The following is a 26,504-nucleotide window of genomic DNA, read 5'->3' as shown; positions in this document are numbered from 1 at the left end:
GTAAGGGAATATCGTCCGTCGCGCGGTGAAGAGGACAGCGCCGCGCCGGCGGTCGATGACGCTGAACAGCAAAAAACCCCGCCCGATCGCTCGGGCGAGGCTTTATGGATCCTGTAATCCTTCCCTATGCGGGGAAGGTCCGTGATGGTCAGGCGACGGCAGCCTTCAGCGCGTCGACCAGATCGGTCTTTTCCCAGGTGAACATGTCACCCTCGGGCTCGCGACCGAAGTGACCATACGCCGCGGTCTTCTTGTAGATCGGCGCGTTGAGCTTGAGGTGCTCGCGGATGCCCTTCGGCGTCAGGCGCACGAGCTTCGGCAGGACCGCCTCGAGCTTGGCCTCTTCCACGGTACCCGTGCCATGCGTGTCCACATACACCGAAAGCGGCTCGGCAATGCCGATCGCGTAGCTCAACTGGATCGTGCAGCGACGCGCAAGCCCCGCAGCAACGACGTTCTTAGCCAGATACCGCGCGACATACGCCGCCGAACGATCGACCTTCGTCGGATCCTTGCCCGAGAACGCACCGCCGCCATGCGGCGCCGCGCCGCCGTACGTGTCGACGATGATCTTGCGCCCGGTCACGCCGGCGTCGCCGTCAGGGCCACCGATCTCGAACTGGCCGGTCGGGTTGATGTAGATCGCGGTCTCGTCGGTGATGAAGCCGTCGGGCAGCACGTCCTTGAACACGCCCATGACGTAATCGCGCAGAACCGCGTACTTGGCGGGATCGGCGTTGTCGCCCTTCTCGCAATAGCCCGGCGCATGCTGCGTCGAGACGACAAGGGCGGTGGCGCCGACCGGCACTTCGTTCTCGTACGACAGCGTCACCTGGCTCTTGGCATCGGGCTCGAGGAACGGCGCAGCGCCCGAATGGCGGTCTTCGGCCATCCTGGCGAGGATCTTGTGGCTGTAATACAGCGTCGCGGGCATCAGGCCTGGGGTCTCGTCGGTCGCGTAGCCGAACATGATGCCCTGGTCGCCGGCGCCCTCGTCCTTGTTACCGCTCTCGTCGACGCCCATCGCGATGTGCGCGGACTGGCCGTGGAGGTTGTTCTCGAAGCGGAACGTCTCCCAGTGGAAGCCCGACTGCGCGTAGCCGATTTCCTTGACGGTGTTGCGCACCGCAGCCTCGATCTCTTCGAGCACGCCGTCGGCCCACTGGTCGTTCTCGTAAATGCCCTTGCCGCGGATTTCACCGGCGAGGACGACAAGCTGCGTGGTCGTCAGCGTCTCGCAGGCGATGCGGGCCTGCGGGTCCTTGGCGAGGAACAGGTCGACGATCGTGTCGCTGATCTGGTCGGCGACCTTGTCGGGATGGCCTTCGGAGACCGATTCGGAGGTGAAGAGAAAGGACTTGCGCATGAAACCTCTTCGCAAAGGCTCGCCCAGGACAGTCCGGGGAGCGACATATAAGGAAAGCTTTATATGTCCTTCTAGCGTTGGCGACGGCGCAGGGCAACCGCGCTTGCTCGCGAGCGGCTAATCGCCGCAGCAACGAGCATCAATGCTGCCACGATCGCCGCCATCGCATTGCCGATGCGTGAGAATAGCGTCGGGGGAGTGCGGATGGCATCGGCTGCTCGATCGCGCCGGCGGTCTCATGCGGTATCGTCGCGACCAGCCGGCCATCGGCGGCGATGATCGCTGAGATGCCGGTCGGGGTGGCGCGAAGGATCGGCAACCCTTCCTCAATCGCGCGCATCCGGGCCTGGGCGAGGTGCTGCGGTGGGCCCCATTTGCCGAACCACGCATCGTTTGAAGGATTGAACAGGATACGGGGGCGGTGCGCGCGATCGACGACCTCGCCCGAGAAGATGATCTCGTAACAGATCTGCATCCCGATCGAGCCGAAGCCGGGCAGCGTCAGGTTCTCGGGGCCCTTGCCGGAGGTGAAGTCGATATCGCCGGGCACGAGCCGCGCGAGGCCTAGCGGCTTCAGCAGCCACGGCATTGGGAGATACTCGCCATAGGGCACGAGGTGCGCCTTGTCGTACCGCCCCCGCAGCCGCGCCTGTGCGTCGAGCGCAAACACCGAATTCGCCGCGCCGGAAATCTGGTCCTTGGCGTCGAACTCAAGCGCGGTGCCGCCGATCAGCAGGATGTCCTCGGGCCCCAGGAGCCGCGCCATCCGGCGGCGGAGGTAGAGCGGGCTCGACCAGCCATAGGCGTAGAACGGGTAGCCATCTTCGACGTAATCACGGACGACGCCCTCGGGCCAGACGACGAGACGCGGGGTGGTGCCGCCTTGGCCAGACAGCTTTTCGAGCGCGGTAAGGACGCGCTCGCCATCGGTCTCGCTGCGGTCTTCCTGGCCGATATCCGGCTGGACGACACGGACCAGAGGCGTGCCAGGCGCTGGCGGCGGGGCATTGGTCCACAGCGCGGATAATCCGGCAAGACTCAACGCGGGGATCGCGACCGCCGGCAGGGTCCAACGGCGTGAGGCCAGCATCAGCAGCGCACCCGCTGCGACTATCGTGACTCCTGACAAGGCGTAGGTGCCGATCCAGGCCGATAGCCGCGCGACGCCTATTGCTGGCAACCAGACGACGCTGAGCGGATCCCAGGCATAGCCCGTGAACAGCGTCGCACGCAGCCATTCGGTCGCGATCCAGGCGGCGGCGAAGACCAGTACAAACGTCGGGTCGGGGGAGCCGGGGCGCCGTGCGGCCCGCCAGGCGATCCCGCCTGCCAGCATCGGGAACACCGCCAGATACAGCGCCAGCCCGACCGCCGCGAAATAGCCAAGCACCGGCGGCATCGCGTCCTGGAAGTCGAACGCATGCTGGAACCAGTTGTTGTTCACGGTGAAATGCCCGACCCCGAACACCCATCCGCGCCAGAGCGCGCGACGCAGGGTGGGGGCGTCGTGGACGAGCTTCATCCACAGCGCGAACGCGACGAGCGTCAGCGGCCAGAGATCGAGCGGGGCGAACCCGGTCGCGGCGAGCGCGCCAAGGACGAGGCAGGCGAGGGCGGGGTAGCGGGTCACGCTGGCGCTATGGCGTGGCGGAGGGGGTGGGGCAATGTTTTCGGTTTGGTGGGGTGGGGCATGAAGAGCAGCTCCCCGCCACCTAGCACCACCCCGGCGAAGGCCGGGGCCCAATTGGAAAGGCCGCACTAACGAAGCGCGGTTCCCCGTTAGCTACGTCCCCCAATTGGGCCCCGGCGTTCGCCGGGGTGGAGTAATGAGGGGAAGGACACCCGCACCAAATCTTGTTCTCCCGCGAAGGCGGGAGCCCAGACTGGACTCCCGCCTTCGCGGGAGAACAAGGACGGGCGGGCACACATCCGTGGAAATCCCACGCAATCCCCCGGGTCGACGAACCGGATCCCCCGCCCTATCCTCCCGGCATGACCCTACGCCCGTTCCACCTCGCCTTCCCGGTCCACGACCTCGCCGCCGCCCGCAATTTCTACGGCGCCACCCTCGGCTGCCCCGAAGGCCGCTCCAGCGATCACTGGATCGACTTCGACCTGTTCGGCCACCAGATCGTCGCGCATCTCGATCCCGCCGCCAAACCCGTTGCGGTCGAGAACGCCGTCGATGGCCACGCCGTCCCGGTGCCCCATTTCGGCGTCGTCCTGACGATGGACGACTGGACCGCGCTCTCCGAACGCGTCACCGCCGCCGGCGTCCAGTTCGGGATAGCGCCGTACATCCGCTTCAGGGGCGAGCCCGGCGAGCAGGCGACGATGTTCTTTCTCGATCCCAGCGGCAACGCACTCGAGTTCAAGGCGTTCGCCAACGACGACATGATTTTCGCGACTTAAGGAATAGACATGGGCACTCCCATCACCGTCGACGTCCCCCATCAGCTCGGCAAGGCGGCGGTCCGCGCGGCTCGACGGCGGGATCGGCAAGATCAGCGACAAGATCCCCGGCGGGTCGGTGACTGAGCAGCGTTGGGATGGCGATACGCTGCACTTCACCGTCCAGGCGATGGGCCAGACGATCGCCAGCGCGATCACCGTGTTCGAGACCAACGTCCATGCGGTCGTCGACCTGCCCGGCATCCTCGGGCTGTTCGCGGCCAAGGTGCAGGAGATGATCCGCAAGGAAGCGCCGAAGCTCCTGCGCTGAGATCAGGCCGGGAGATCAGGCCGGCGCGCGCCGATACAGATCGAACGCCGCCTTGGCGCCGACGATGGCCCGCTCGACCCAGGCGTCGTCGGCGGGCTCGTCGTCAATCGCGGCAAGCAAGGCGCGCCATTCGCCGGACAGATGCTTCGAACCGAGATACGCCGACGGCATCCCCTCGGGCACCGACCGCGACAACATTATGCCGCCGAGCCGTGAGCCCTCGACCACGTACATCGCACCCCAGCCGGCCGCCTCGCTCGGCATCACATCGAACGCCATTGGTGCGGGCATATCTTCGCCCAGCGCGGCGAGATCCTCGGCCAGCGCCGTCTCCCTCGACCGGACCGCACCCAGTCCCGGGATCGCGGCAAGCCAAGCCTCGACCGCCGGCAATGCTTTGGCGTGCGCGATCAGGAACGCGCGGTAATCGTCCGCATCGCTCAGGTCATAGCGTCCAAACCCGGCATCAACCGCGTCGTGATCGCTCGCCGTCGCTGCCCGGAGTCGAGCGACGGTCGAAAGCGTCTCGGTCAACAGCAGCGCCCTCCGCCCTTGCTGCCGTACCGCGCCTCCTGCCGATCACGGAAGAACGCGCGCTCGTCCATCGGCGCATGATCCGGATGGCGCTCCGCCATGTGCTGGCGATAGGCGGCGTAGGACGGCACGCCGACCATCAGCAGCGCGGTCTCGCGCGCCTTTGCGTAAAGCGCGCGGATCATTCCGCGGCCACCAGTTGCGGCGGAACTTCGGTGACGGTCGGGCGGTCGATCTTCAACGCGGCCAGACACGTCCGCACACCGAAGACCACGATCGACAACACCACCGCCAGGAACAGCGCGCACAGCCCGGCGTCGATCCGATCGTTGAGCACGATCCGCTGCATCTCCGCCATCGTCTTGGCGGGCGCGAGCAGCTCGCCCCGCGCCGCCGCATCCGCGAACTTCGTCGCGTGCGCGAGGAAACCAACCTTGGGATCGCTCGCGAACAGCTTCATCAGCCCGGCGGTGATCGTGCACAGGCACAGCCACGCGGCGGGCAGGATCGTCACCCAGGCGTAACGCTGACGCTTCATCCGGAACAGCACGACGGTGGCCAGCACCAACGCGACCGCTGCCAGCATCTGGTTCGAGATTCCGAACAGCGGCCACAGTGTATTTACGCCGCCCAATGGATCGGTGACGCCCTGATACAGGAAGAACCCCCACGCGATCACGCATAACGCGGTCGCGATCAGCCCCGGCACGATCGCCGAGGCGTTACGGAACGACGGCACCGCGAGCCCGATCAAATCCTGCAGCATGAACCGCCCGGCGCGCGTGCCGGCATCGACCGCGGTGAGGATGAACAGCGCCTCGAACAGGATCGCGAAGTGATACCAGAACGCCTTCATCGCCTGCCCGCCGATCAGGTGGCTGAAGATTTCCGACATCGCCACCGCCAGCGTCGGCGCGCCGCCCGTGCGGCTGACGATCGTGGTTTCGCCGACATCTTTCGCGGTCTGCGCGAGAAGCTCAGGCGTGATCGGGAAGCCCATCGCGGTGACCGCGGTCGCGGCGGAGGCGAAGTCGGTGCCGACCACCGCCGCCGGGCTGTTCATCGCGAAATACACGCCGGGATCGAGGATCGACGCGCCGACCAGCGCCATGATCGCGACGAAGCTCTCCATCAGCATCGCGCCGTACCCGATGAACTGCGCGTCGCCTTCGCTGGCGATCAGCTTCGGCGTGGTGCCGCTCGCGATCAGCGCGTGGAAACCCGACACCGCGCCGCACGCGATCGTGATGAACAGGAACGGGAAGAGCCCGCCCGACCAGACCGGGCCGCTACCGTCGATGAATGGGGTAAGCGCCGGCATCTTAAGCGGCGGCGCAACGACGGCGATACCGATCGCCAGCGCGACGATCGCGCCGATCTTGAGGAAGGTCGACAAATAATCGCGCGGTGCCAGCAGCAGCCATACCGGCAGTACGGAGGCGACCGCGCCGTATCCCACCATCAGCACGCAGAGCTGCACCGGAGTCAGCGTGAACAGCGGCGCGAGCGTCGGCGAAGCGGCAACGGTGCCACCATAGACGATCGCAGCGAGCAGCCCGATGACGCCGAGCACGGAGACTTCGCCGACCTTTCCGGGCCGGATCCAGCGCGTGTAGATCCCCATCAGGAACGCTAGCGGGATCGTCGCGGCAACGGTGAACAGCCCCCACGGGCTGCCCGCGAGCGCGCGGACGACGATCAGCGCGAGCACGGCGAGAATGATGACCATGATCGCGAACGCACCGATCAGCGCGATCACGCCGGGGATCGCGCCCATTTCCATGCGGATCAGCTCGCCGAGCGACCGCCCGTCGCGGCGCATTGAGATGAACAGGATCATGAAATCCTGCACCGCACCCGCGAGCACGACGCCGGCGAGGATCCAGAGCGTGCCGGGAAGATAGCCCATCTGCGCGGCGAGCACCGGGCCGACGAGCGGGCCGGCACCGGCGATGGCGGCGAAATGGTGGCCGAACAGGACGTTGCGGTCGGTCGCGACATAGTCGAGCCCGTCGGCGCGGCGGAGCGCCGGGGTCTGCCGCGACGGATCGAGTTGCATGACGTGCCGCGCGATGTACCGAGCGTAGAACCGGTACGCGATCAGCTGGACCGAGACGGCGGCGGTGACGATCCACAACGCGTTGACATGCTCGCCGCGCTCGAATGCGACGACCGCTAGCGCGCTGGCTCCGAGCAGGGCGAGTGCGCCCCAACCGATCTTCTCGCGTAATGTCATGTGCGCGCCTCCCGTGCGGTCCTTACCGGCGACATCGCGTATTCGGCAGGCGAGCGCTAGCCTAGATTAGGTTCGGCTTCGGCGGCGAGCCCCAGCCCGGCGGCGAGCTCCACCGCGGCGGAGGCGGGGGCCCAATTGGAATGGTCGAGGTAACTTATCGGGGAGCGTCGTTATCACCGTCCCCCTAATTGTGCCCCGGCCTTCGCCGAGGTGGGGCGCTTGGTTGATGCGGTCCAAACTTCATGGTCGCCGGACCTGCTATCTGGGCGGTGTGACGTTCTGCGATTGGCGCTCAGCCAGCCAGTAAGCCAGCACAACCCTCTCCCGTCACCCCGGCGGAGGCCGGGCCCACTGTTCCGCACACCCCAAGGACCGCGAGCATGCGGAACGGTGGATGCCGGAACGAGCCCGGCATGACGGGGAAGGGGTGGCGTTCGTTGGTATTCAACTTGAACTGTGCGAGTGCGAGAAAGACACGACCTACACCAAGGCCGTTCCCCTGCGGACGCGGGGCTCAGCTGAATACCGCAGTGCTCGGTACCCTGGCCCCCGCCTTCGCGGGGGCCAATCGGGGTGGGGTCCAATTTCCCAATCAAAGGGCTGCATCTGCATGGCAGCGACCGGCAAGCCGCGCGCCGCCAATTCAAGCCCCACTCAAACCTGCGAGTGATGTCCCTTCAGCTCGTCCCCGACGATCCGCACCACGTGCAGCACATTCGTCGACCCAGGCGTCCGGAACGGCACGCCCGCAAGCACGATCACCCGGTCACCAGCCTTGGCCATCCCATGCCGCAACGCCATCCGCTTGGACTTCGCCACCATGTCCTCGAACGACTCGACGTCGCGCGTGTGCACCGCATGCGTGCCCCACAGCAGCCCGAGCCGCCGCGCGGTCTCCTGGCTCGGCGTCAGCACCAATAGCGGCACCGAAGGCCGCTCGCGTGCGATACGGCGGGCGGTCGAGCCCGAGGTGGTGAAACAGATGATCGCCACCGCCGACACCGTCGCGGCGATGTTCTTCGCCGCCTCGGCCAGCGCGTCCGCGGTCGTCGGATCGGGCTTCATCACCGTGAAGTGCATGCGGTCGCCGTGCTCGGGGTCCGCCTCGACCGACACGCCGATCGCATCCATCATCGCCACCGATTCGACCGGCCACGCGCCCGCCGCGCTTTCCGCCGACAGCATGATCGCATCCGCACCGTCATACACCGCGGTAGCCACGTCGGACACTTCGGCTCGCGTAGGCGACGGCGAGGTGATCATCGATTCGAGCATCTGCGTCGCCACAACGACCGGGCGGCCCATCCGGCGCGACACCTCGACGATGCGCTTTTGCAACGGCGGGACCTGCTGCGGCGGCAGTTCGACGCCAAGATCGCCACGTGCGACCATCACGCCGTCGCAGGCCTCGACAATCTCCTCCAGCCGCTCGATCGCCGCCGGCTTCTCGATCTTCGCCATCAGCGCCGCTTTGCCGCCGATCAGTTTCCGCGCTTCCCAGAGATCTTCCGGGCGCTGGACGAACGAGAGCGCGATCCAGTCGACGCCCTGATCGACCGCGAAATCGAGATCGCTGCGGTCCTTCTCGGTCAGCGCGGCCATCGGCAGCACGACGTCGGGGACGTTCAGCCCCTTGCTGTTCGACAGCGCACCGCCGACCTCAACCCGCGTCGTGATCTGGCGAGGGCTGTGCGACACGACGCGCAACACGAGCTTGCCGTCGTCGAGCAGCAGGCGCGCGCCCGGCTCGATCGCCGCAAAGATCTCGTCGTGCGGCAGTTCGACGCGCGTCGCATCGCCCGGCGTCGGGTCGCGATCGAGCACGAAGGTCGCGCCGGTTTCGAGTACCGTGCGGCCGCCGTCGAACTTGCCGACGCGCAGCTTTGGCCCCTGGAGATCGGCGAGGATCGTCGAAGGGCGACCATATTCCTTCTCCAGCGTGCGAATCGCTTGGATCACCGCGATCTTCGACTGCTGATCGCCGTGGCTCATGTTGATGCGGAAGGCGTCGGCGCCGGTGCGGAACAGCGTTGCGATCATCTCTGGCGTGCTGCTGGCAGGGCCGAGCGTCGCGAGAATGCGGACTTTCCGCGAACGGGGGGCGATGGCCATGGTCATGCGGTGCGTCTTCCTCGGCGTTTCCTGGGGGAGGTCTTTGCCGCGACGGGCCTTAAACCCTATCTCCGTACGATCAACCACGGAGCATACGAATGAATCCCGATCGCCTCGATACTTTGGACGATGCCGTAGCGGCGAAAGCCTTCCGCCGCCTGATCCGCCACCTTCGCCACCGCGAGGATGCGCAGAATGTCGACCTGATGGGGCTAGCTGGCTTTTGTCGCAATTGCCTGTCCGACTGGGTCGAGGAGGCTGGCGGCATGTCGAAGGACGAAGCACGCGAGACGGTGTACGGAATGCCGTACGCGGAATGGAAGGCGCACCATCAGGGCGACGCGACTCCCGAACAGCTCGAACGGATGAAGGCGAGCGTCGCGAAGAACGCGGTCGCTTGAGCCTCGCCATCGCTTGAGCCGAACACGGTAAACGCCTAGACGCAGCCCCGCACCCGCAGCGGCCTGATTCACCCCACTGATCCAAGCGATCATCTGGCGGCGGTCATCGGCGCGGGGTTTCTTGATTGGCTTTGGGCTGGCGCGTGGCGCTGGCGAGTGGGGAATTTTCGATGTCTGACGAACGGCAACACGGCATGGGCGGCGGCGCGGTCGCAGCGGACGAACTGCGCCTGCTGATCGAGCGCGCCGAGCGTCTCGAAGAAGAGAAGAAGGGTATCTCGGACGACATCAAGGACGTGATGGCCGAAGCCAAGGGCCGCGGCTACGACCCCAAGGCGATCCGCAAGATCCTGTCGATCCGGAAGAAGAAGAAGGAAGAATATCAGGAGGAGGAGGCGATCCTCGAGGTGTATCTCCAGGCGTTGGGGATGATCTGAGGATCGTCTGATTGAGCCGTCATCCCAGCGAAAGCTGGGATATTCCGCGGCGAGGAGCGTTTCCTAGTCACGCAGCGCTGGTTGTTTGACCGGCCGCGTTCCTCCTCGCCGCAGGAGATCCCAGCTTTCGCTGGGATGACGGGCTAAATTGGGATGACGGTTTAGGCTGGGGGTTGGGCTGGCGTGACCGCCTCAGTGCAGCTGGTCGTAAAGATCCAGCCACTCCGGATTGATCATCGCGATCAACTCGTCCTTCCACGACCGCTTCCAAGCCTTCAGCATTTTCTCCCGAGCGATCGCATCCTGGATTGTCTCGTGCTGCTCGGCGAATACGAGCATCTTCAGTCCGTACCGCCGGCAATAGGCCGACCCGGTATCCATTCGATGCTGATGAACCCGGGACGCCAGATACGCGGTGACGCCGATGTAGAGCATGCCGAATGGCTTGTTCGTCATCATATAGACCCAGCCGCCCTGCGCCATGTCCGGTCCCCCGCAAAATCCGTCACCCTGACCCGCCCGTCATCCCAGATTCAACCGTCATCCCAGCGAAAGCTGGGATCTTCTGCGGCGAGGAGGAACGCGCCCCGTCAAATATCCCGTACCTCGTGGAACGGGCGCGCTCCTCGCCGCGGAAGATCCCAGCTTTCGCTGGGATGACGGAGGAGTCAAATCTTATGCCGCTTCCGCCGGCAACGTCGTCCACCCCAGCCCGGGTATCGTGATCGAGCGTTTACCGGCCAGATCAGTCCGGCACACGATCAACTCCCGGCTCTCGATATAGCCGATCAGACGCTTCACTCGGCCTAGCGAACTCGTGCCGTACGTCGCGGCGATCCGCGCGTCCGACGGGCAGGGTTCGCCCTCGCGCGCAGCCCGCGCCACCAGCAGGAACGCCCCCAGCATGTCGTCCGGCAGGCCGCTCGCCACGTCCAGCGCCGCCGTCCAGGCTTCATCGGTCATGTCGAATATCCCCGCACGCGCGCAACTCAGACGCCGCACGAAACCCGGCAAATCGAGCGGCGGCTTGGCAAGTCCACCCATCCGGCAGCGCACCTGGAAATCCTGGAACAGCACCGATGGCGGCCGCAACGTCGACTCCGGATCCTCGACGATCGCGCGGAAGACGTCGGCGTAGACCGCCTCGACCTCGTCGTCGGTCTTCTCAGGGGGCGGCGGTGCGGCGGTGCGCGGCTCGGGCGGGCGGGCGATGCCGTCGAGCAGTTCCTCCGCCGGTACGCGACGTGGCCGCGAGATCGAACATCAGGCCGAGTTCGGGGGCGTCGACCACTGGCTCAGACAGCAAATCCTGCAAGTCCATCGGCGCAGCGCTCGGCAACGGCGTCAGCTTGGGGCTGCCGCTGCGCGCGGAGGTCGCGACGTCGCCGATCTTCACGGTGATCGGTCGGCGCGACACTGCCGGTCCGAGCGCCATGAACGTGCCGCGCTGGAGATCGCGAATCGCTTCGGCCTGGCGTCGCTCCATCCCGAGCAGATCTGCCGCGCGTGCCATGTCGATGTCGAGGAAGGTGCGGCCCATCAGGAAGTTCGACGCTTCCGCCGCGACGTTCTTCGCGAGCTTCGCCAGGCGCTGCGTTGCGATCACGCCGGCGAGACCGCGCTTACGCCCACGGCACATTAGGTTCGTCATCGCCGCCAGCGACGCGCGGCGCACCTCTTCCGACACTTCACCGCCGGTCACCGGAGCAAACATCTGCGCTTCGTCGACCACCACCAGCACCGGATACCAATGCTCGCGCGGCGCATCGAACAGCGCGGACAGGAACGACGCGGCGCACCGCATCTGGCCCTCGACCTCGAGCCCTTCGAGACTCAGCACGGCCGACGTCCGGTGTTCGCGCAACCGCGTGGCGATCCGCGAGATCTCGCGTTCGCTATAGTCGCCCGCCTCGATCACGACATGACCATGCGGCCCGGCGAGCGTCACGAAATCGCCCTCCGGATCGATCACGATCTGCTGGACATGCCCCGCCGATCGCTCGAGCAGGCGGCGCAGCAGATGCGATTTTCCCGAGCCCGAATTGCCCTGCACCAACAGGCGGGTGGCGAGTAGTTCCTCCAGGTCGACGCCGACGGCAGTACCATTGCCGTCGGTGCCCATATTCACGCTAACCGTCATGCCGCGCGTTTGGCAGGTGCGGGCGTATGGGAGCAAGGAGTCTTTGCGGCTTGCTTCGCAAGCGGGGCTTTGCGCGCTGGCATAATCCGCATTCCGGGCTAGGCCTTTGAGGATGGCCACACACTCCCCGCTCGCCGATCTCTCGCAACGTCTTCTCGGCAAGGCGCCGGGCGAGCTCGACGACGAGGAGCGCCGCGTCCTTGCGGGGATCGAGGCGGGCACGGTCGTCAGCCGCGACGCCGGCGACGTCTCCGACGAACGCTCGAGCTATGGCGAGCGGCTGGCGGACAAGGTCGCGGCGGTTGGCGGGTCGTGGGGCTTCATCATCGTCTTCGCGGTCATCCTGTTCGGCTGGATGATCCTCAATTCGGACATCCTCGGCCATTTCGGGATGGCGTTCGATCCGTATCCCTACATCTTCCTCAACCTGATGCTGTCGACCGTGGCCGCGATCCAGGCGCCCGTCATCATGATGAGCCAGAACCGGCAATCGGCGAAGGATCGCTTGGCCGCGAGCCTCGACTACGAGACCAATCTGCGCGCCGAACTCGACATCCTGCGCGTGCATCACAAGATCGACCATCTGGTGCTGGACCGCCTCGACGCGATCGAGCGGAAAATCGACGGTCTGGCGAAATCCGCGCCTGACGCCTAAGAGCGGGGCCATCAGCTAAAGAGGCACCGATGGCAGGCCATTCCAAATACAAGAATATCATGTACCGCAAGGGCGCGCAGGACAAGAAGCGCTCGTCGGCGTTCAGCAAGCTCAGCCGGGAAATCACGGTCGCGGCCAAGATGGGACTGCCCGACGTCGACATGAACCCGCGCCTGCGCGCGGCGGTGAACGCGGCCAAGGCGGCGTCGCTGCCCAAGGAGAACATCCAGCGCTCGATCGACAAGGCGAGCCGCGGCGATGCCGAGAATTACGAGGAGATCCGCTACGAGGGCTTCGGTCCCGGCGGCGTGTCGCTGATCATCGAGGCGCTGACCGACAACCGCAACCGCACCGCGACCAACGTACGCGTCGCGGTCGGCAAGAACGGTGGCAACTTGGGCGCGGGCGGTTCGGTCAGCCACGCCTTCGACCGCGTCGGGCTGATCTCGTATCCGGCGAGCGCGGGCGATGCCGACACGGTGTTCGAAGCGGCGCTCGAAGCGGGTGCCGAGGACGTCACGTCGAGCGAGGACGGCCATGAGGTCTGGACCGCGCAGGGCGACCTGCACGAGGTGGCCAAGGCCTTGGAAGCCAAGCTCGGCGAGGCCGAAGGTGCGAAACTCGCCTGGCGTCCGCAGGTGATGGTCGCGGTCGGTGCGGACGATGCGGCAACGCTGTTCAAGCTGATCGACGCGCTCGACGACGACGACGACGTGCAGACCGTGTGGGGCAATTACGAAATCTCCGACGAGATCATGGAGTCGCTGGGTTGAGATGAAGACTGGTTCACGCGAAGGCGCAAAGGCGCGAAGAGCTTCGCGTGGGCTAGTGATCCGCGAAGGCGGAATGTCTGTTCGGTGGTCAAGATCACTGATGAGGGTGCCGCTGACGCGGCACACCTGTCGAGTATGCGACACCTTCGCGCCTTTGCGCCTTCGCGTGAATCAATCTTCATGATCATTCTAGGGCTAGACCCCGGTCTCGGCACCACAGGCTGGGGCGTCATTTGCGCCGACGGCAATCGCCTGAGCCATATCGCCAACGGCCAGATCAAGACCGATCCGTCGATGGCGCTCCCCCGCCGCCTGACCGCGCTGTACAACGCGCTGATCGACGTCATCCGCACCGAGCGTCCCGACGGCGCCGCGGTGGAGGAAGTGCTCGGCAACACCAACGCGCAGTCAACGCTGAAACTGGGCCAGGCGCGCGGCGTCGTATTGCTCGCCGCGGCGGGGGCCGGGCTGCATATCGGCGAATACCACCCCTCGACCGTCAAGAAGGGCGTCGTCGGCACCGGCGGCGCGGACAAGAAACAGATCCAGGCGATGATGGCCGTCCTGCTGCCGGGCGCCAAGCTCGCGGGGCCCGACGCCGCGGATGCGCTCGCCGTGGCGATCACGCACGCGCATCATGTCGCCAGCGCTGCGGCACTATCGCGACGAACAGGCATGGGCGCCTGACCCTTAGGGGAGAAATCCCGCTTCAAGCTTCCCCGGTTAAGGTCATCAATGCGCTGCCCGTCCAGACGGGCGGCGTTCCGTCATGGTGCGTCGGTGATCGCTGGCGGTATCGAGGTACTTCGATCCCCACGCTGAATAGCGATCTCGATCATATTTCCCGCGATGATCTCCAATACAATTATGGCTTCAAGAATTGTCTGGCAATATCCAGCGATCTTAATCGCTAAAGTCGGAATACCAGTTCCGGTAGATAGCCAATTGTAAGAAATGCTTTCCCAGAAAGGTAAAGAGATCGGATTCGTTTGTATTGCTAATGCCGGGCAGGCGTGACCAAGTGGCATAAATCTGAGAAGATTTGCGGGGCATTTGATTCGCAAAACACGTACGTTGCGTCGTGTAGATACTCATTGCGAAAGAACGCCGTTTCCTATGACGTATAATCTTTTGCAGAATCCGACGTTTACGGATCATGATCCCGCAGTATCGGCCCGCCGGAACATGGGGCAGTTCTGTCAGAACTGGTTCGTCGAATACGGCGCAGCTGCAGCCGGCGATACGGGGCCGGCCAAGGCCTCGCCGAAAACGCAGGGCGTGAGGCTGCACATCCGCTCGGCACTGAGCTGGGTCCGGCTGTGGCAGCCGATCGAGTTGACGGGGTCGAACGAGGTCGCCGCGCCGTGGTGCGGCTGCGTGCAAGCGCCGCCAGTGACGCCGAAGCCGGGCTCGATCTCGAATGGATCGCGCTGCTCAAGGCCAATGCGCAGGGCAAACGGATCTTTGCCAAAAAGCTTTCGACGCAGCAGCGTTCGATCGAGGGCGATGCCAGAGACTATGAGCTGGAGATGCCGATGGGCGATCTCGTATCCGGCACCCCGTATTTCTTCGCTATGCAGTTTTCGAGCGGCCCCGGCACCGTGGAACTCGAATCGGTCGATTTTACCAGTCATGCGGCAACGGCCTCAGCCTCTGCGGCAACGGCCTCGGCCTCGGCCTCTGCGGCGTCTGCGAAGCGATACACCGTTCTTCAGGCGGCCCCGTCGGAGGTCGCGCTCGCGGCCGGTCCGGCGCATCCGGTTGTGGCGCAGCCGGGTAAGGGCGGGACCCGCGCGGACGACGTGCCGACCCGGCCCGGTCCGGCGCGCAATGGTGCAGCGGCGATCGACCCGGTCAAGGCGAGCGGCGCACATACGCGCGCAAAGCGCCCGTCCGGAGAGGTGGTCGGGTTGCGCGGCGACCGTCTGGTCGGCTGGGCCGAATTGCCCGAGGTCGATGCCGAAGTCCTGCTGTTCGTCGATGGCCGATTGGTCGGTTCGGCGATACCGGACGCGTCTGTCGATGCGCTGGCCGAGGACGTCGCCAAGGTCGCCACGCATGGTTTTGCCGTACCCCTGCCGACGTTGCTGCTCGATGGCGCCGATCACCAAGTCAGTCTGCGCGCGTCGACCGGCGAGCGGCTGGGTGCGGGGACCAAGCGCATGACGCTGGCCGGCGCGCGGGGAACGGGGGCCGCAGCGAAGTCGGCGATCGAGGCGAAGTCGGCGATCGAGGCGAAATCGGCACTCGTGGTCGACGCGTCGGATGCGGTGCCGGCGCACTCACCGGTGGTCGGCGGTGATCCCGGCAAGATCGCTACCGCGGTCGCCGCCACGCGCCGCGTCGCGGTCGTGTCGTGGGATATGGCGCACAACCCGGTCGGGCGAGCGTTCCTGCTGGCGGACATGGCATCGCGCAACAGCGTCGTCGAACTCGTCGGGCCGATGTTCCCGATGTACGGCGCGACGATCTGGCCGCCGATCGCCGCTGCGACGATGACGATGCACGCCTATCCTGCGGGCAGCTTCGCCGAGTTCGTCGCCGGTGCGCGCGCGATCGCCGCGCGCGTCAAATGCGACGTCGTCCATGTCGGCAAGGCGCGTTTCTCGAGCCTGTTCATCGGCGCGATGATTAAGCAGGCCAATGCGTGCCCGATGATCGTCGACGTCGACGATCACGAGCTCGGTTTCTTCCCCAATCGCGACCCCGCCAGCCTCGACGATCTGATCGCCGCGATCACCGAAGACCCGCGGATCCTCGACAAGCCTTATGGCGAGATATTCACGCGATTCGCCGAAGGGTTGATCGCCGAATGCGATGGCGTGACCGTCTCCAACTACGCCTTGCAGGAGCGGTTCGGCGGTATCGTCGTCCGCCATGGCCGCGACGAACGCGTGTTCGATCCTGCCTTGTACGATCGGCAGAAGGTCCGTGCCGAATTCGGCTACACCGACGCGGATCGGGTGATCCTGTTCCTCGGGACGCCGCGACCGCACAAGGGCGTGTTCGAGATTGCCGACGCACTCGAAGAGCTCGCCGACGATACGCTTGCGCTGTGCGTGATCGGAACGGTCACCGACAAGCGCACGTCGAGCCGGTTCGCGAAATACAAGAAGGCGCGGATCGGGCTGCACGGCGATCAGCCCTGGGCGCGGCTCGCGGAACTGGTGTCGATCGCCGATGCGGTGTTCCTGTTGCAGGATCCGACATCCGCGATATCCGGCTACCAGATCCCCGCCAAGCTGACCGATGCGATGGCGCTCGGCGTGCCGGTATACGCGACGCCGGTGCCGCCGCTGCGCGACCTGATTGCGGCGGGGGCGATCATCGCGGTGCACGATGCCGCACAACTCAAGGACGAACTGCGCAAGATCAGCGCGCAGGGCATTGCGCCGGCGACCAAGCAGCGCGTCCGCGATCATTATCTGACCGAACTCAGCTATAGCGTGAATTCGGCGAGGCTGGACCTGGCGTTCGAGGCTGCACGCACGGTATCCAGGCCGGTAATGCCGGCGTTCGACGCGCTGTTCGCGGCGGTCGAGCGGGTGTCGGGCGAGCCGCTGCCGCGCTTTGCCAAGGGGTGGGCCGGCCCGGCGATCTGGCAGAATCGCAAACCCGATGTCGTCTTCCTGTGGAAGCAGAACGATTCGGATATCTATGGTCGCCGGTCGGATATGATGGCGCGGTATCTGCTCAAATCGGGCGCGGTGAACCAGGTCCTCCATTTCGATTCACCGATCAGCGCGACCGATCTCGACAAACAGGCCAAGCATGGCGCGGAGGCGACCGCGCACCAGGGAAACTTGGTGTACGTCAACACCATCCGGCGCGTGCTGCGCCAGGCGGATACGACGAACCTGTTGCGACGGACGTTCCTGTTCCGCGCCGAGACGGCGCCGCAACGCTATCTCGGCACCGACTTGCCGCCGCGCGATGGGTATGAGGATTTCATCCGATCGGAGCTGCGCGCGGCCAATATCGGCGACTCGCCGGTGTTGTGGGTGTGCCCGGTGGTATTCGATTATACGATGGTCAAATCGGTGGTGAAGCCGGGCTGTATCGTCGCCGACGTGATCGACGACCAGCGCCGATTCCCCAGCCGCGAACCGCATCGGACGCGTGTCCATGCTGCGTATGACGAGATCCTGCGCGATGCCGATCTCGTCCTCGCCAATTGCGAACCGGTACGCGAAGGGTTCGCGGCGATCCGCGAGGATATCCGCGTCATCCCGAACGGCGCGGAGATGTTCGATCTGTCGCATAGCTGGGCGGTGCCGGAGGATCTCGCGCATCTGCCCCGGCCGATCCTCGGCTATGTCGGCAATCTGCGCGACCGGGTCGATCTGGAGCTGATCGGCAAGGTCGCCGACGCTTTCCCCGGCGGCAGCGTGGTGCTGATCGGGTCGGCGCATGATCGGCCCGACGTCCTCGCACTCGGCGCGCGTCCGAACATCCATATCCTCGGGGTGAAACCCTATGAGGATGCGACGCGGTATATCCGCGCGTTCGACGTCGCGATGGTGCCGCACCTGCGCAACGAACTCAGCGAGAGCATGAACCCGCTGAAGCTCTACGTCTATTTCGCGCTGAACGTCCCGATCGTGACGACCGACGTCGCCAATATCGGCGACATCGGCCCCTATGCGACGATCGCCGCGGATCACGACTCGTTCCTCGCCGCGATCACGCGCGTGGTGGCCGGCAAGCAAAAGGCGCCAACGACGGTGCAGCGCAAGAAGGTATTGAGTTCGGTGTCCTGGACGTCGCGGGTCGACGACGTCCTTGATGTTCTGGGCCTGGCACAGCGGCCGACGTGACGGGGGATCGATCATGACCGTGAGCTGCAATATCTGCAACGGGACGACGTTCGTCCCAGCGCAGAACAACCGGCTGAGCCGGTCGCGCAAACCGCCGCAATGCGGCACGTGCCGGTCGCTCGAACGGCACCGTATCGCCCGCGCGGTCATCGATAAATTGCAGCTGCGCGAGACGTTCGCGCATCTTCCGTTGCTGCTATGGGGCGAGCCGAGTGGCATTCCCAAGCCCTGGTTCAAATCCGTCGAGCTGTTCGGGATCGAGCATGCCGATGCAGGGCTGCCCGCGCGCCAGAGCAACAGCCTTGGGTTCATCGTTGCGGCGAATGTGCTCCACCGTGTCCCCGCGCACCGCAAGACGCTGGCCGAGCTGGTCCGCGTGATGACCGCCGACGGCTTGATGCTGTTGTCCTATCCGAACCCGACGACGCGCGAAAAGACCGAGGATTGGGGCAGGGCCGATACCGCGCGGCGGCGCTTACCGCGTCCTGGGGCGCGATTTCGAAGCGGAGTTCGCACAGCTCGTTCCGGACGCGATCGTCCTGCGGATCGAGGAAGCGGACCCGGTCACCGGCGATGCGGACTGGCTGTACCTGTTGTCGAAGAGTCCGTTCTGGATGCGCAGGGCATTCAGTGCGGAAATCGATGCAAGAATCCTGGACTGAACGATGTTTCGGCGCAGTACAAAAGGACGGCCCCTACGATGAATTCCTATAACCTAGCCGGCAATACGTGGTGGCCACCGGGCCAGGACGCGGCCGACGAGTATATGCAGTATGCAACCGCGTTCGATCGCGATCGGTGTCTGCGCCAGTATGACGACGTCGTCGGCAGCGCGGCGGCGAGCTATGTCGGCAATAGCGCGGGCGGTCCGATCGCCGCCTTCCTGCGCAAGGCGATCGCCGCGAAGAGGCCCGCGTCGCTGATCCGGCTCGGCGACGCTGACGGCAACGTGTTGTTCTCGGGGCTCGATATCTACCCGCATTTGACCACGTATAATCTTACCAAGATTTCGCGGATCTACTTCGGCTCGAATACCTTGATGGTCGAGCATAAGCAGTTCTTCCTCGACACGGTCATGGAGGGGATCGCGGAAGCCGATCTCATCGGTGGTCCCGAGCGCGGGACGATCGACAAGAGCTTTTCTACGGACCTCCCGGATCTCGACGTCCGCGGCATGTGCGGCATGCGCGGCGTGTATAATTATCTGGCGGATGCCACCGATCTCGCCAAGCTGTCGGAGAAGACCTGGGCAAGCACCTGGTTCAGCCGGTCGTTGCTGCCGCATTATTTCAATATCCTGCATAAGCAGCCGTATCTGGGCTTCGTCACGTGTTACCCGGACCTTGAGCGGGTGTTTCGCGAAAAGGCCGAAGTGGCGCGGACGGAGACGATCCTGGTGCCGATGCAGGCGTCGATCGCCAAGGTTCACAAGGACATCCGGCATTATCCCGACGCTTATCCGGACATCCTGGAACAGCTCCGGCCGCCGTTCGAGGGCGCGGTATACATCGTCGCGGCAGGCATCCTGTCGAAGGCCTATTGTACGGCGATCAAGCGTCGCGGCGGGATCGCCATCGATGTCGGCAGCGTCGCGGACGTCTGGATGGGCACCAAATCCAGGCCGGACATGCCCAAGGACATGGTCGCGAAATGGCAGCTCGTCGCCAACAGCCCCGTCCCATCCTGATCAAGAATATTGGAGTTCACCGTGGACGATTCATGCGCCAGAGATTTCGAACGAAAAAACGGTCATCTCGCGGATTTATTTCGCCGGCACCGTAACAAGACGATCAAGTATTTCATGAATCCGGGTAACGCCGGGGACTCGCTGATCGCTGCAGCGACCTATCAGCTGTTCGACCATTACAATATCGACGTCGAGATACTGTCATCGGTGGCCGAAGCCAAGGCCTTGCGGAACGAAACGGTCCTGTTGGCGGGCGGGGGCAACCTGGTCCCGCTCTACCACGGCATGTCGGCGCTGATCCGCGCGCTTCAGCCAGGCAATAACCGCATCATCGTGCTGCCGCACTCGGTCCGTGGGAACGAGGAGCTGTTGCAGTCGCTGGTGCCCGCAACGACGATCTATTGCCGTGAGCTGCCGACCCACCAGCACGTCCTTGCGCATGCGCCGTCGATCGAGGCGGAATTGTCGCACGATCTGGCGTTGTTCCTCGATACCGACAAGCTTTACGACGACATGGAGAGCGACGCGGAGATCCATGACCTGTTCCGCGAGATGCTGCTCGAACGCGCGAAGCTCACGCCCGAGGCGATCGACGGCAAGAAGATGTCGTGCATGCGGCACGGCGTCGAGAAGACGTTTATCCCGCGGGCACCCAATTTCGATATCTCGATCGTGTTCCAGATCGGGGTGAAACCGCGCGAAGCCAATCGAGGAGCGTGGATGCTGCTCGAATTCACCCGTCTCGCGTCCGAGATCACCACCAACCGGCTGCATGTCGGCGTGGCCTCCGCGCTGTCGGGAACGACGACGCAACTGCACGACAACAGCTACGGCAAGGTGTCGAGCATCTACACGCACAGCATGCAGAAGGATTTCCCCAATGTGAGTTTCAACGGGGAGATGATGGCGGACTATGTCTTTGCCTGACGTTGGCGCCGGTCCGCGCGCGATGCCGCCGTCGGGTGAACCGTTTCTCGGCGGCGTGGCTCAGATGCCCGGCCCGATCATCCGCGGTCGAGCGCGGCCGTATAGGCCTTAGCCTATGGACCGCGATCGCCGTGCTGGCGGGGTGCCAGGCACCCGACCTCGCTGCGCAACCCGTAGCGGGCGAACCGCGCTGTTCGCAGGTCAGTGCCGACGCGCGGCGGGGCGGCGGGGCGATCGAACTCGACCGGGTATGGACCGGGGTGGGGACCGCGATCGGCGCGGCAGCCACCGCGCGTGGGCAGATCTTCGCGGCCTATTTCGACGCCGACCGCTGGGCCACCGTCACGCGCTTCGATCCCTTGCGGCGCGTATCCTGTTCGATACGCCTGCCGTCCCGGTTCTCCGGGTGGGACGCGCACAACAGCCTCGCGGTCGCGATCGCCCCCGACGATACGGTGCACGTCGTCGGCAATATGCATGCGTCGCCGTTGTTCTATGCGCGCGGCACCGTCGGCGATGTCGGCAGCATCCGCCCGGCATCGATGATCGGCCGCGACGAACTGCGCGCGACCTATCCGCGGTTCCTGCATGACGGCAACGGCAACCTCGTCTTCATGTACCGCACCGGCGGCTCGGGAAACGGCAGCTGGTTGCTCAACAGGTGGCAGGACGGGCGATGGCAGCGGATCGGGTCGATCTTTGCCGATCGCGACCGAAAGGGTCCGGTCAGTGCGTATCCGAGCACTTTCAGGACCGGCGCGGACGGCTATGTCCATGTCGCGGTCGTGTGGCGGCGAACGCCCGACGTCGCGTCGAATTTTGCGGTATCCTACGCACGAACCAAAAATTTCCAAACCTGGTTCACGGCGAACGGCCGTCCGATTGCGGCACCGCTGAGCCCCGATACGATGGATTTGGTCGAGAACGTCGGTGAGGATGCCGGGCTCGTCAACCGGCTCGACCTCGCGCTTGCAGCCGATGGCGCGCCGGTGATCCTGTATCCGCGCTATGCCGAGACGAAGGGCAAGGTCCGCTATGACGCCGCGAACGGACCCGCGATCGTGGCGGCACGTCCGGGCCGGGGCGGGTGGCGCATCCGCGAGATCGCGATGTCGCGAACCCCGTCGATCGTCGCGGGGAAGGGCGCGTTGCCCAATCTGCCGGCGGTATGGATCCTCGACCAGCAGCCGAATTCCGCGCGGGTCCGCATTGCGTTTGCCGGTCGGGATCGACGACGTGTGCAGCTCGACCTGCAGACGCTCGCGACGGTACCCGATGCAGGAGACGCCGGCAGTGCGAGGCCGAACGCCGTGGCCTCTCCCGCGTTTCCCAAAGGGATGGAGGACGTCTCGACGCGCCAGGTGATCGTCCTCGAAAACGGGGTCGATGGCCAGAAGGTCGGCACGCTCAGATGGTTTGCCCAGGTCGCGCATGGCGACAAGCCTCGATCCTGTTCGAGAACCGCACCCGTCGCATGCGACCCACCCGCCGCGCCCTTGCTGTGGAGCGCCGGGAAGACCCCATAAAGTTAGGGCGGCAGACCGCTGGCGCCAATGTCGCGTATCCGGCGCCGGCGCGTGTGCATGTACGCGTGACCGCAGGCTTCGACCTCGCTGTGAAAGATTACCATGACTGTCTCGAAGACTCGTCGCCGTGTCGCGATTTTGCCGAACCTGTCGATCCGGCAACTGGGCGACGCGGGACGTATCCCAATCGCCGACGCCGCGACGCTGACCGAGGCGCTTGGTGGCAATTCGGGTAATGTCGCCTATGTCGACGGGCTGGTCGCGTCGTTGGCCGCCTCGCACATGATTACGTGGAGTACGCCCCCGAAATCGTCCGCGCTGACGCCGATATTCTCGTCGTCGCGTGTGCCAATCAGCTTGGCGATCATGTCGACCTGTCGGGGTGGGCGGCACGTCTCGCGGCGTTCGGGTTGCCCGTCCTGCTGGTTGGTCTTGGTGCGCAGGCGCCGGGTATTGGCGCGACTCTCGGGTTGAAGGACGGCACGCGCGCTGCGTTGGACGTCGTCGCGGCCGCCGCCGGCGCGGCACCCGCCATGCTCGTCCGCGGCGCGTATACGGCCGAGATCCTGGCTCGCAACGGCTATGCCTCGACGATCATCGGCTGTCCGTCGCTGTTCCTGTCGCCGATGAGAGACCTGGGCGGGCGGATCGCGGCGCGGGTCGCCGCAGGGCTCGGGACGCGACCGGCGATCGCGGCCGGGCACCATCACCATGCCGACATGGCGCCCGAACACCGCCTGATCGTCGCGGCGGATCGTCACGATGGTTGCTATATCGTTCAGCATCCCGAGACGATGATCGCGCTGGCCCGGTCGGACCTTGCCGATACCCAAAGCGTCGATTTCGCGCTGCTCGCACAGCGGTTGCTGCCCGGTCTCGACGGTGCGCAGGTTGTGGAGTGGGGGCGTCGGCGTGCCTTCGTCTTTACCGACAGCCAGACCTGGATGAGCTTTCTGCGGCGCTATGATTATGCGATCGGACCGCGGTTTCACGGCGTGGCGCTCGCCATCCAGGCCGAGCGACCGGGAGTCGTCCTGCATGTCGACAGTCGCACGCGCGAAATGGCCGAGACGATGGCGATACCGTCGCGATCTTTCGATGACGATCCGGTATCCGACCTGCGCGAGGTCGTCGCGACCGCCTGGACCGCCGACGCGGGGGCAGCGTTCGACACGCGCCGCGCCGCGCTCGCGAAGACGTTCCGCACCGCGTTGCAGGCGCATGACATCGCCGTCAGCGCGCGGCTGTCGGCCCTGTGCGGATGACGCGGCGGCCCAGCGAACCCGCCGGGCTGCTCGCGAGTTTCATCGCGCGCTGCAAAGCCGCGCCGTCGACGGTGCAGTTCGTCCTCGCGCGCGCCGGCGGAAACGCGGTCGTGACGCACGCGATGCTGTGGGACGGAGGGCAGCGATACGCGCACCTCTATCGCCGCACCGGCGCGGCGCCCGGCACCGTCGTGTTGATCGCGCTTCGATCGTCACCTGACCTGCTCTATGCGTTCGTAGGTGCGATCCTGGCCGGCTGCGTTCCGGCGATGATGCCGTTGCCGTCGATCAAGCAGGATCCGGGGCGGTTCTGGGACAGCCACACCCGGTTGTTCCGGCATATCGGCGGCGGCATTCTCGTCACCGATACGATCAACGCCGCGACCTTCGCCGACGCGTTAGCAGCAGACCTGCTGGCGATCTTCACCACGGCGGACGCAGTACCCGATGGCGGCGATCCGATCGCGTGGGACTGGCATCCGGACGCGGTCTGTTGTCTGCAGCATAGTTCGGGCACGACCGGACTGAAGAAGGGCGTGACGCTGACGTCTCGCGCGGTAAGCCACCATATCGCCAGCTATGCCGCGGCGATCGGCCTGACCAGCGACGACGTGATCTGTTCGTGGCTGCCGCTGTATCACGATATGGGTTTCGTCACGACGTTGCTGATGCCGCTGCTGACGGGGGTGCGCGCGGTGATCGTCGATCCGTTCGACTGGCTGTCGAACCCGCTTTCGCTGTTCGATCTGGTCGCCGATCACGACGGTACGCTGGTCTGGCTGCCCAATTTTGCGTTCGACCATTTGGCGAATGCTGCCGTCGACGGCCGGCGGGTCGATCTTTCGCGGGTCCGTGCTTTCATCAATTGTTCCGAACCGTGCAAGCCGGCCAGCGTTGACCGATTCATTGCAGCATTCGGTCGGTGGGGCGTATCGGCCGTGCAGGTGCAAGCGTGTTACGCGATGGCGGAAACGGTGTTCGCCGTCGCGCAGACGCGACCGGGCGTACCGGCACGCCGATGCTCGGTCTCGGCCGATGGCTTGCGACGCCATCGGCTGGACGTCGTCGGAGACGATCGCATCAGCCTGTGCAGCGCTGGGCCGCCGATCGACGGCATCGAAGTCCGGATCGACGGGGCGGACGCGATCGGCGAAATCCTGGTGCGCGGCGATTTTGTCTTCACGGGCTATTACCGGCAGGACTCGTCGGCGAGCTTCGACGCCGGCTGGTTCCGGACCGGCGATCTCGGATTCCTCCACGAGGGCGAGGTGTACGTGCTCGGCCGCAAGACGGATCGGATCATCCTGCTCGGGAAGAATTTCTATGCGCATGAAATTGAGCAGGTGCTGAACGACGTCGTCGGCGTAAAGGCGGGACGCGCGGTCGCGTTCGGGCTGTTCGCAGACGCGATCGGCAGTGAAACCTGCCATGTCGTCGTGGAGCGCAGCGGCCCCGTCGAGGATGGCGGGGCTATTGAAGATTTTGCGCTTCGCCGAGCGGTGAAGAGTCAACTCCTTGATTTGCTGGGCCTGGTTCCGAAGACGATCTCGATAGTCGCGCCGGGATGGCTGATAAAGTCGACGTCGGGGAAGATCAGTCGTACCGAAAACATTGTAAAATACCTTGCGGGTCGACACACTGAGATATGAACCAGGACGATGTTGGCGCGCGAATATTTGCGATCGTTGCCAAGACCTTCGGCATTGAGGCAACAGCTGTCGACGTGGCGACTACCGCCGACGATGTCGATGGCTGGGATCTCGCTGGCGCACGCCACGCTGTTGATCCGGATCGAGAAGCACTTCAATATCGATCTCGGACCGGACGGCAGCGGCGCGCAGGATCTCGGCGCGCTGATCGCCCTGGTCCGGCGTCGGCGCGATGACGGAGCGCGCGAAAGCCGGTCGGGCTCATGAGCATCGCCGGCGACACGCGCGCCCGGCTGGCGGCGGACGTCGTCCAGGGCGCGGACGGGTATCTGTTCCACCGCGACCATGAGGCGATCGACCAGATCACCGGCGCGCTGCCGCTCGGCCCTCGCGAGATCGCGGTGTGGCGCGACAGCATCGAGACGCGCGCGGCGTGGTGCAAGGCGAACGATATCGCGTTCCGGATGATGATCATTCCGGAAAAGCACGTCGTCTATGCCGACAAGCTGCCACCCGGTTTCGCGCTATCCGACAACCGCCCTGCAGTGCAGATCCTGGACAGTCTCGATCCCGAGACGCGCGCGCTGTGCTCCTATCCGTTGCAGCCGTTGATCGACGCGCGCGCCCTCCGCGAAACCTATCTGAAGACCGACACGCACTGGACCTTCTACGCGGGGTTCCTGGCGTATAACCTGCTGATGGATAGCCTGGCTGAGTCGGTGTCGCTGCCGATCCGGATCGCCGAGACCGATCTGAGCTTCGCCGACCGGACGCATATCGGCGATCTCGGTGTGCGGCTCGAACCCGAACAGGACGAAATCGCCACCACCGTCGATCACCGGATCGCGCGACCATTCCAGCGGGTGTTCGAGAACAGGATTTTCGCGCGCGGCGCGGTGTCGATCTACGAGAGCAGCGATCAAGGCCTGCCTCGCTGCGTGCTGTTCCGCGATTCGTTCGCGAACTACATCATCCCGCATCTGATCCCGACCTTTTCGCGACTGGTGGTGATGAGTTCGGACAGCCTCCAATATGACCTGCTGCGCTCCGAACGGCCCGATGTGGTGATCGTCACGATCATCGAGCGATTCCTGGGCATGCTCGACGGTGACGGCAGGCGGCATCTGCCCGACGATCTGGCCGGACCGGGGCTCGCCGAACTGACGGGCGCGAGCGCCGCCGACCTGAAGGCCTATACGGGGTTCGATCGACTCCCGTAGGCGACCGCGAATTTTGAGAGGATGACGGGACGCACGC

The 26,504-nt window shown here is 65.1% G+C and carries 22 protein-coding genes and 1 pseudogene; 15 read left to right on the top strand and 8 right to left on the bottom strand.

The genetic code is table 11. The features are described 5' to 3' along the window. Nucleotides 1–148 precede the first annotated feature (148 nt). Together metK and lnt are read right to left on the bottom strand one after the other, a co-directional pair. Nucleotides 149–1,366, bottom strand: coding sequence for a methionine adenosyltransferase (gene metK / locus QP181_RS11450; RefSeq protein WP_333928590.1), 1,218 nt, complete (start codon nt 1,364–1,366; stop codon nt 149–151). A 139-nt stretch (nt 1,367–1,505) separates the two neighbouring features. Continuing rightward, complete coding sequence (gene lnt, locus QP181_RS11445) at nt 1,506–2,996, bottom strand: apolipoprotein N-acyltransferase (RefSeq protein ID WP_333928588.1); 1,491 nt, start codon at nt 2,994–2,996, stop codon at nt 1,506–1,508. Between the two features lie 362 nt (nt 2,997–3,358). Here lnt and QP181_RS11440 point away from each other — a divergent pair, with 362 nt between their 5' ends. Together QP181_RS11440 and QP181_RS11435 are read left to right on the top strand one after the other, a co-directional pair. After that, nucleotides 3,359–3,778, top strand: coding sequence for a VOC family protein (locus QP181_RS11440; protein WP_333928587.1), 420 nt, complete (start codon nt 3,359–3,361; stop codon nt 3,776–3,778). A 118-nt stretch (nt 3,779–3,896) separates the two neighbouring features. Next, entirely contained in the window at nt 3,897–4,088 is a 192-nt protein-coding gene (locus QP181_RS11435; protein WP_333928586.1) for a polyhydroxyalkanoic acid system family protein, read from the top strand. 15 nt (nt 4,089–4,103) lie between these two features. Here QP181_RS11435 and QP181_RS11430 read toward each other — a convergent pair whose 3' ends face one another. The 4 genes from QP181_RS11430 to pyk form a co-directional block, all read right to left on the bottom strand. Next, nucleotides 4,104–4,622 (bottom strand): biliverdin-producing heme oxygenase, encoded by a 519-nt coding sequence (locus QP181_RS11430; RefSeq protein ID WP_333928585.1) that lies wholly within the window; start codon nt 4,620–4,622, stop codon nt 4,104–4,106. Continuing rightward, nucleotides 4,619–4,807, bottom strand: a complete 189-nt coding sequence (locus QP181_RS11425) for a YbdD/YjiX family protein (RefSeq protein WP_056061299.1) — start codon at nt 4,805–4,807, stop codon at nt 4,619–4,621. Before QP181_RS11425 ends, QP181_RS11430 begins: the two co-directional genes overlap by 4 nt. Further along, complete coding sequence (locus QP181_RS11420) at nt 4,804–6,858, bottom strand: carbon starvation CstA family protein (RefSeq protein WP_333928584.1); 2,055 nt, start codon at nt 6,856–6,858, stop codon at nt 4,804–4,806. The genes QP181_RS11425 and QP181_RS11420 overlap by 4 nt, the downstream gene beginning before the upstream one ends. A 654-nt stretch (nt 6,859–7,512) precedes the next feature. After that, nucleotides 7,513–8,976 carry a pyruvate kinase gene (gene pyk / locus QP181_RS11415; RefSeq protein WP_132736082.1) on the bottom strand — a complete coding sequence of 488 codons (1,464 nt, stop codon included), beginning with the start codon at nt 8,974–8,976 and terminating at the stop codon, nt 7,513–7,515. Nucleotides 8,977–9,068: 92 nt separating this feature from the next. On the opposite strand from pyk, the gene QP181_RS11410 reads away from it, so the two are divergent. Together QP181_RS11410 and QP181_RS11405 are read left to right on the top strand one after the other, a co-directional pair. Further along, a complete protein-coding gene (locus QP181_RS11410) occupies nt 9,069–9,371 on the top strand; it encodes a DUF1244 domain-containing protein (protein WP_333928583.1) in 303 nt (100 codons plus the stop codon). 194 nt (nt 9,372–9,565) lie between these two features. Next, on the top strand, nt 9,566–9,808 hold the full coding sequence (locus QP181_RS11405; RefSeq protein WP_197942503.1) for a DUF2312 domain-containing protein: 243 nt from the start codon (nt 9,566–9,568) through the stop codon (nt 9,806–9,808). A gap of 192 nt (nt 9,809–10,000) precedes the next feature. On the opposite strand, the gene QP181_RS11400 is transcribed toward QP181_RS11405, so the two are convergent. Both QP181_RS11400 and QP181_RS11395 read right to left on the bottom strand, forming a co-directional pair. Continuing rightward, entirely contained in the window at nt 10,001–10,291 is a 291-nt protein-coding gene (locus tag QP181_RS11400) for a GIY-YIG nuclease family protein (RefSeq protein ID WP_333928582.1), read from the bottom strand. 192 nt (nt 10,292–10,483) lie between these two features. Beyond that, nucleotides 10,484–11,948, bottom strand: a pseudogene (locus QP181_RS11395) (helicase HerA domain-containing protein). Nucleotides 11,949–12,060: 112 nt separating this feature from the next. On the opposite strand from QP181_RS11395, the gene QP181_RS11390 reads away from it, so the two are divergent. From QP181_RS11390 to QP181_RS11340, 11 genes are all read left to right on the top strand, one after another. After that, entirely contained in the window at nt 12,061–12,603 is a 543-nt protein-coding gene (locus QP181_RS11390; RefSeq protein ID WP_132736074.1) for a DUF1003 domain-containing protein, read from the top strand. A gap of 29 nt (nt 12,604–12,632) precedes the next feature. Beyond that, a complete protein-coding gene (locus tag QP181_RS11385) occupies nt 12,633–13,376 on the top strand; it encodes a YebC/PmpR family DNA-binding transcriptional regulator (RefSeq protein ID WP_056477859.1) in 744 nt (247 codons plus the stop codon). A gap of 180 nt (nt 13,377–13,556) precedes the next feature. Next, nucleotides 13,557–14,063 (top strand): crossover junction endodeoxyribonuclease RuvC, encoded by a 507-nt coding sequence (gene ruvC / locus QP181_RS11380; protein ID WP_333928581.1) that lies wholly within the window; start codon nt 13,557–13,559, stop codon nt 14,061–14,063. 677 nt (nt 14,064–14,740) lie between these two features. Further along, a complete protein-coding gene (locus QP181_RS11375; protein ID WP_333928580.1) occupies nt 14,741–18,193 on the top strand; it encodes a glycosyltransferase in 3,453 nt (1,150 codons plus the stop codon). A gap of 13 nt (nt 18,194–18,206) precedes the next feature. Beyond that, a complete protein-coding gene (locus tag QP181_RS11370; protein ID WP_333928579.1) occupies nt 18,207–19,880 on the top strand; it encodes a class I SAM-dependent methyltransferase in 1,674 nt (557 codons plus the stop codon). 114 nt (nt 19,881–19,994) lie between these two features. Then, complete coding sequence (locus QP181_RS11365; protein ID WP_277984419.1) at nt 19,995–20,807, top strand: polysaccharide pyruvyl transferase family protein; 813 nt, start codon at nt 19,995–19,997, stop codon at nt 20,805–20,807. 35 nt (nt 20,808–20,842) lie between these two features. Beyond that, nucleotides 20,843–22,333, top strand: coding sequence for a BNR repeat-containing protein (locus QP181_RS11360; protein WP_333928578.1), 1,491 nt, complete (start codon nt 20,843–20,845; stop codon nt 22,331–22,333). A 290-nt stretch (nt 22,334–22,623) separates the two neighbouring features. Beyond that, on the top strand, nt 22,624–23,598 hold the full coding sequence (locus QP181_RS11355; RefSeq protein ID WP_333928577.1) for a polysaccharide pyruvyl transferase family protein: 975 nt from the start codon (nt 22,624–22,626) through the stop codon (nt 23,596–23,598). Next, complete coding sequence (locus tag QP181_RS11350; RefSeq protein ID WP_333928576.1) at nt 23,595–25,247, top strand: AMP-binding protein; 1,653 nt, start codon at nt 23,595–23,597, stop codon at nt 25,245–25,247. Before QP181_RS11355 ends, QP181_RS11350 begins: the two co-directional genes overlap by 4 nt. A gap of 54 nt (nt 25,248–25,301) precedes the next feature. Beyond that, entirely contained in the window at nt 25,302–25,514 is a 213-nt protein-coding gene (locus QP181_RS11345; protein WP_333928575.1) for a hypothetical protein, read from the top strand. Further along, nucleotides 25,511–26,467 (top strand): alginate O-acetyltransferase AlgX-related protein, encoded by a 957-nt coding sequence (locus tag QP181_RS11340; RefSeq protein WP_333928574.1) that lies wholly within the window; start codon nt 25,511–25,513, stop codon nt 26,465–26,467. Before QP181_RS11345 ends, QP181_RS11340 begins: the two co-directional genes overlap by 4 nt. The last annotated feature ends 37 nt before the right edge of the window (nt 26,468–26,504 follow it).

The sequence above is a fragment of the Sphingomonas sp. LR55 genome (assembly GCF_036856015.1).
Lineage (GTDB): Bacteria > Pseudomonadota > Alphaproteobacteria > Sphingomonadales > Sphingomonadaceae > Sphingomonas.
This window is presented reverse-complemented; position numbering and strand designations above follow the sequence as displayed.

Bases quoted from the DNA above. Each gene is read 5' to 3' on its own strand.
- QP181_RS11440 (WP_333928587.1), top strand. From the start codon at position 3,359: ATGACCCTACGCCCGTTCCACCTCGCCTTCCCGGTCCACGACCTCGCC.
- QP181_RS11365 (WP_277984419.1), top strand. From the start codon at position 19,995: ATGAATCCGGGTAACGCCGGGGACTCGCTGATCGCTGCAGCGACCTAT.
- QP181_RS11410 (WP_333928583.1), top strand. From the start codon at position 9,069: ATGAATCCCGATCGCCTCGATACTTTGGACGATGCCGTAGCGGCGAAA.
- QP181_RS11340 (WP_333928574.1), top strand. From the start codon at position 25,511: ATGAGCATCGCCGGCGACACGCGCGCCCGGCTGGCGGCGGACGTCGTC.
- pyk (WP_132736082.1), bottom strand. From the start codon at position 8,976: ATGACCATGGCCATCGCCCCCCGTTCGCGGAAAGTCCGCATTCTCGCG.
- QP181_RS11420 (WP_333928584.1), bottom strand. From the start codon at position 6,858: ATGACATTACGCGAGAAGATCGGTTGGGGCGCACTCGCCCTGCTCGGA.
- QP181_RS11405 (WP_197942503.1), top strand. From the start codon at position 9,566: ATGGGCGGCGGCGCGGTCGCAGCGGACGAACTGCGCCTGCTGATCGAG.
- metK (WP_333928590.1), bottom strand. From the start codon at position 1,366: ATGCGCAAGTCCTTTCTCTTCACCTCCGAATCGGTCTCCGAAGGCCAT.
- QP181_RS11400 (WP_333928582.1), bottom strand. From the start codon at position 10,291: ATGGCGCAGGGCGGCTGGGTCTATATGATGACGAACAAGCCATTCGGC.
- QP181_RS11425 (WP_056061299.1), bottom strand. From the start codon at position 4,807: ATGATCCGCGCGCTTTACGCAAAGGCGCGCGAGACCGCGCTGCTGATG.
- QP181_RS11370 (WP_333928579.1), top strand. From the start codon at position 18,207: ATGACCGTGAGCTGCAATATCTGCAACGGGACGACGTTCGTCCCAGCG.
- ruvC (WP_333928581.1), top strand. From the start codon at position 13,557: ATGATCATTCTAGGGCTAGACCCCGGTCTCGGCACCACAGGCTGGGGC.
- QP181_RS11350 (WP_333928576.1), top strand. From the start codon at position 23,595: ATGACGCGGCGGCCCAGCGAACCCGCCGGGCTGCTCGCGAGTTTCATC.
- QP181_RS11390 (WP_132736074.1), top strand. From the start codon at position 12,061: ATGGCCACACACTCCCCGCTCGCCGATCTCTCGCAACGTCTTCTCGGC.
- QP181_RS11385 (WP_056477859.1), top strand. From the start codon at position 12,633: ATGGCAGGCCATTCCAAATACAAGAATATCATGTACCGCAAGGGCGCG.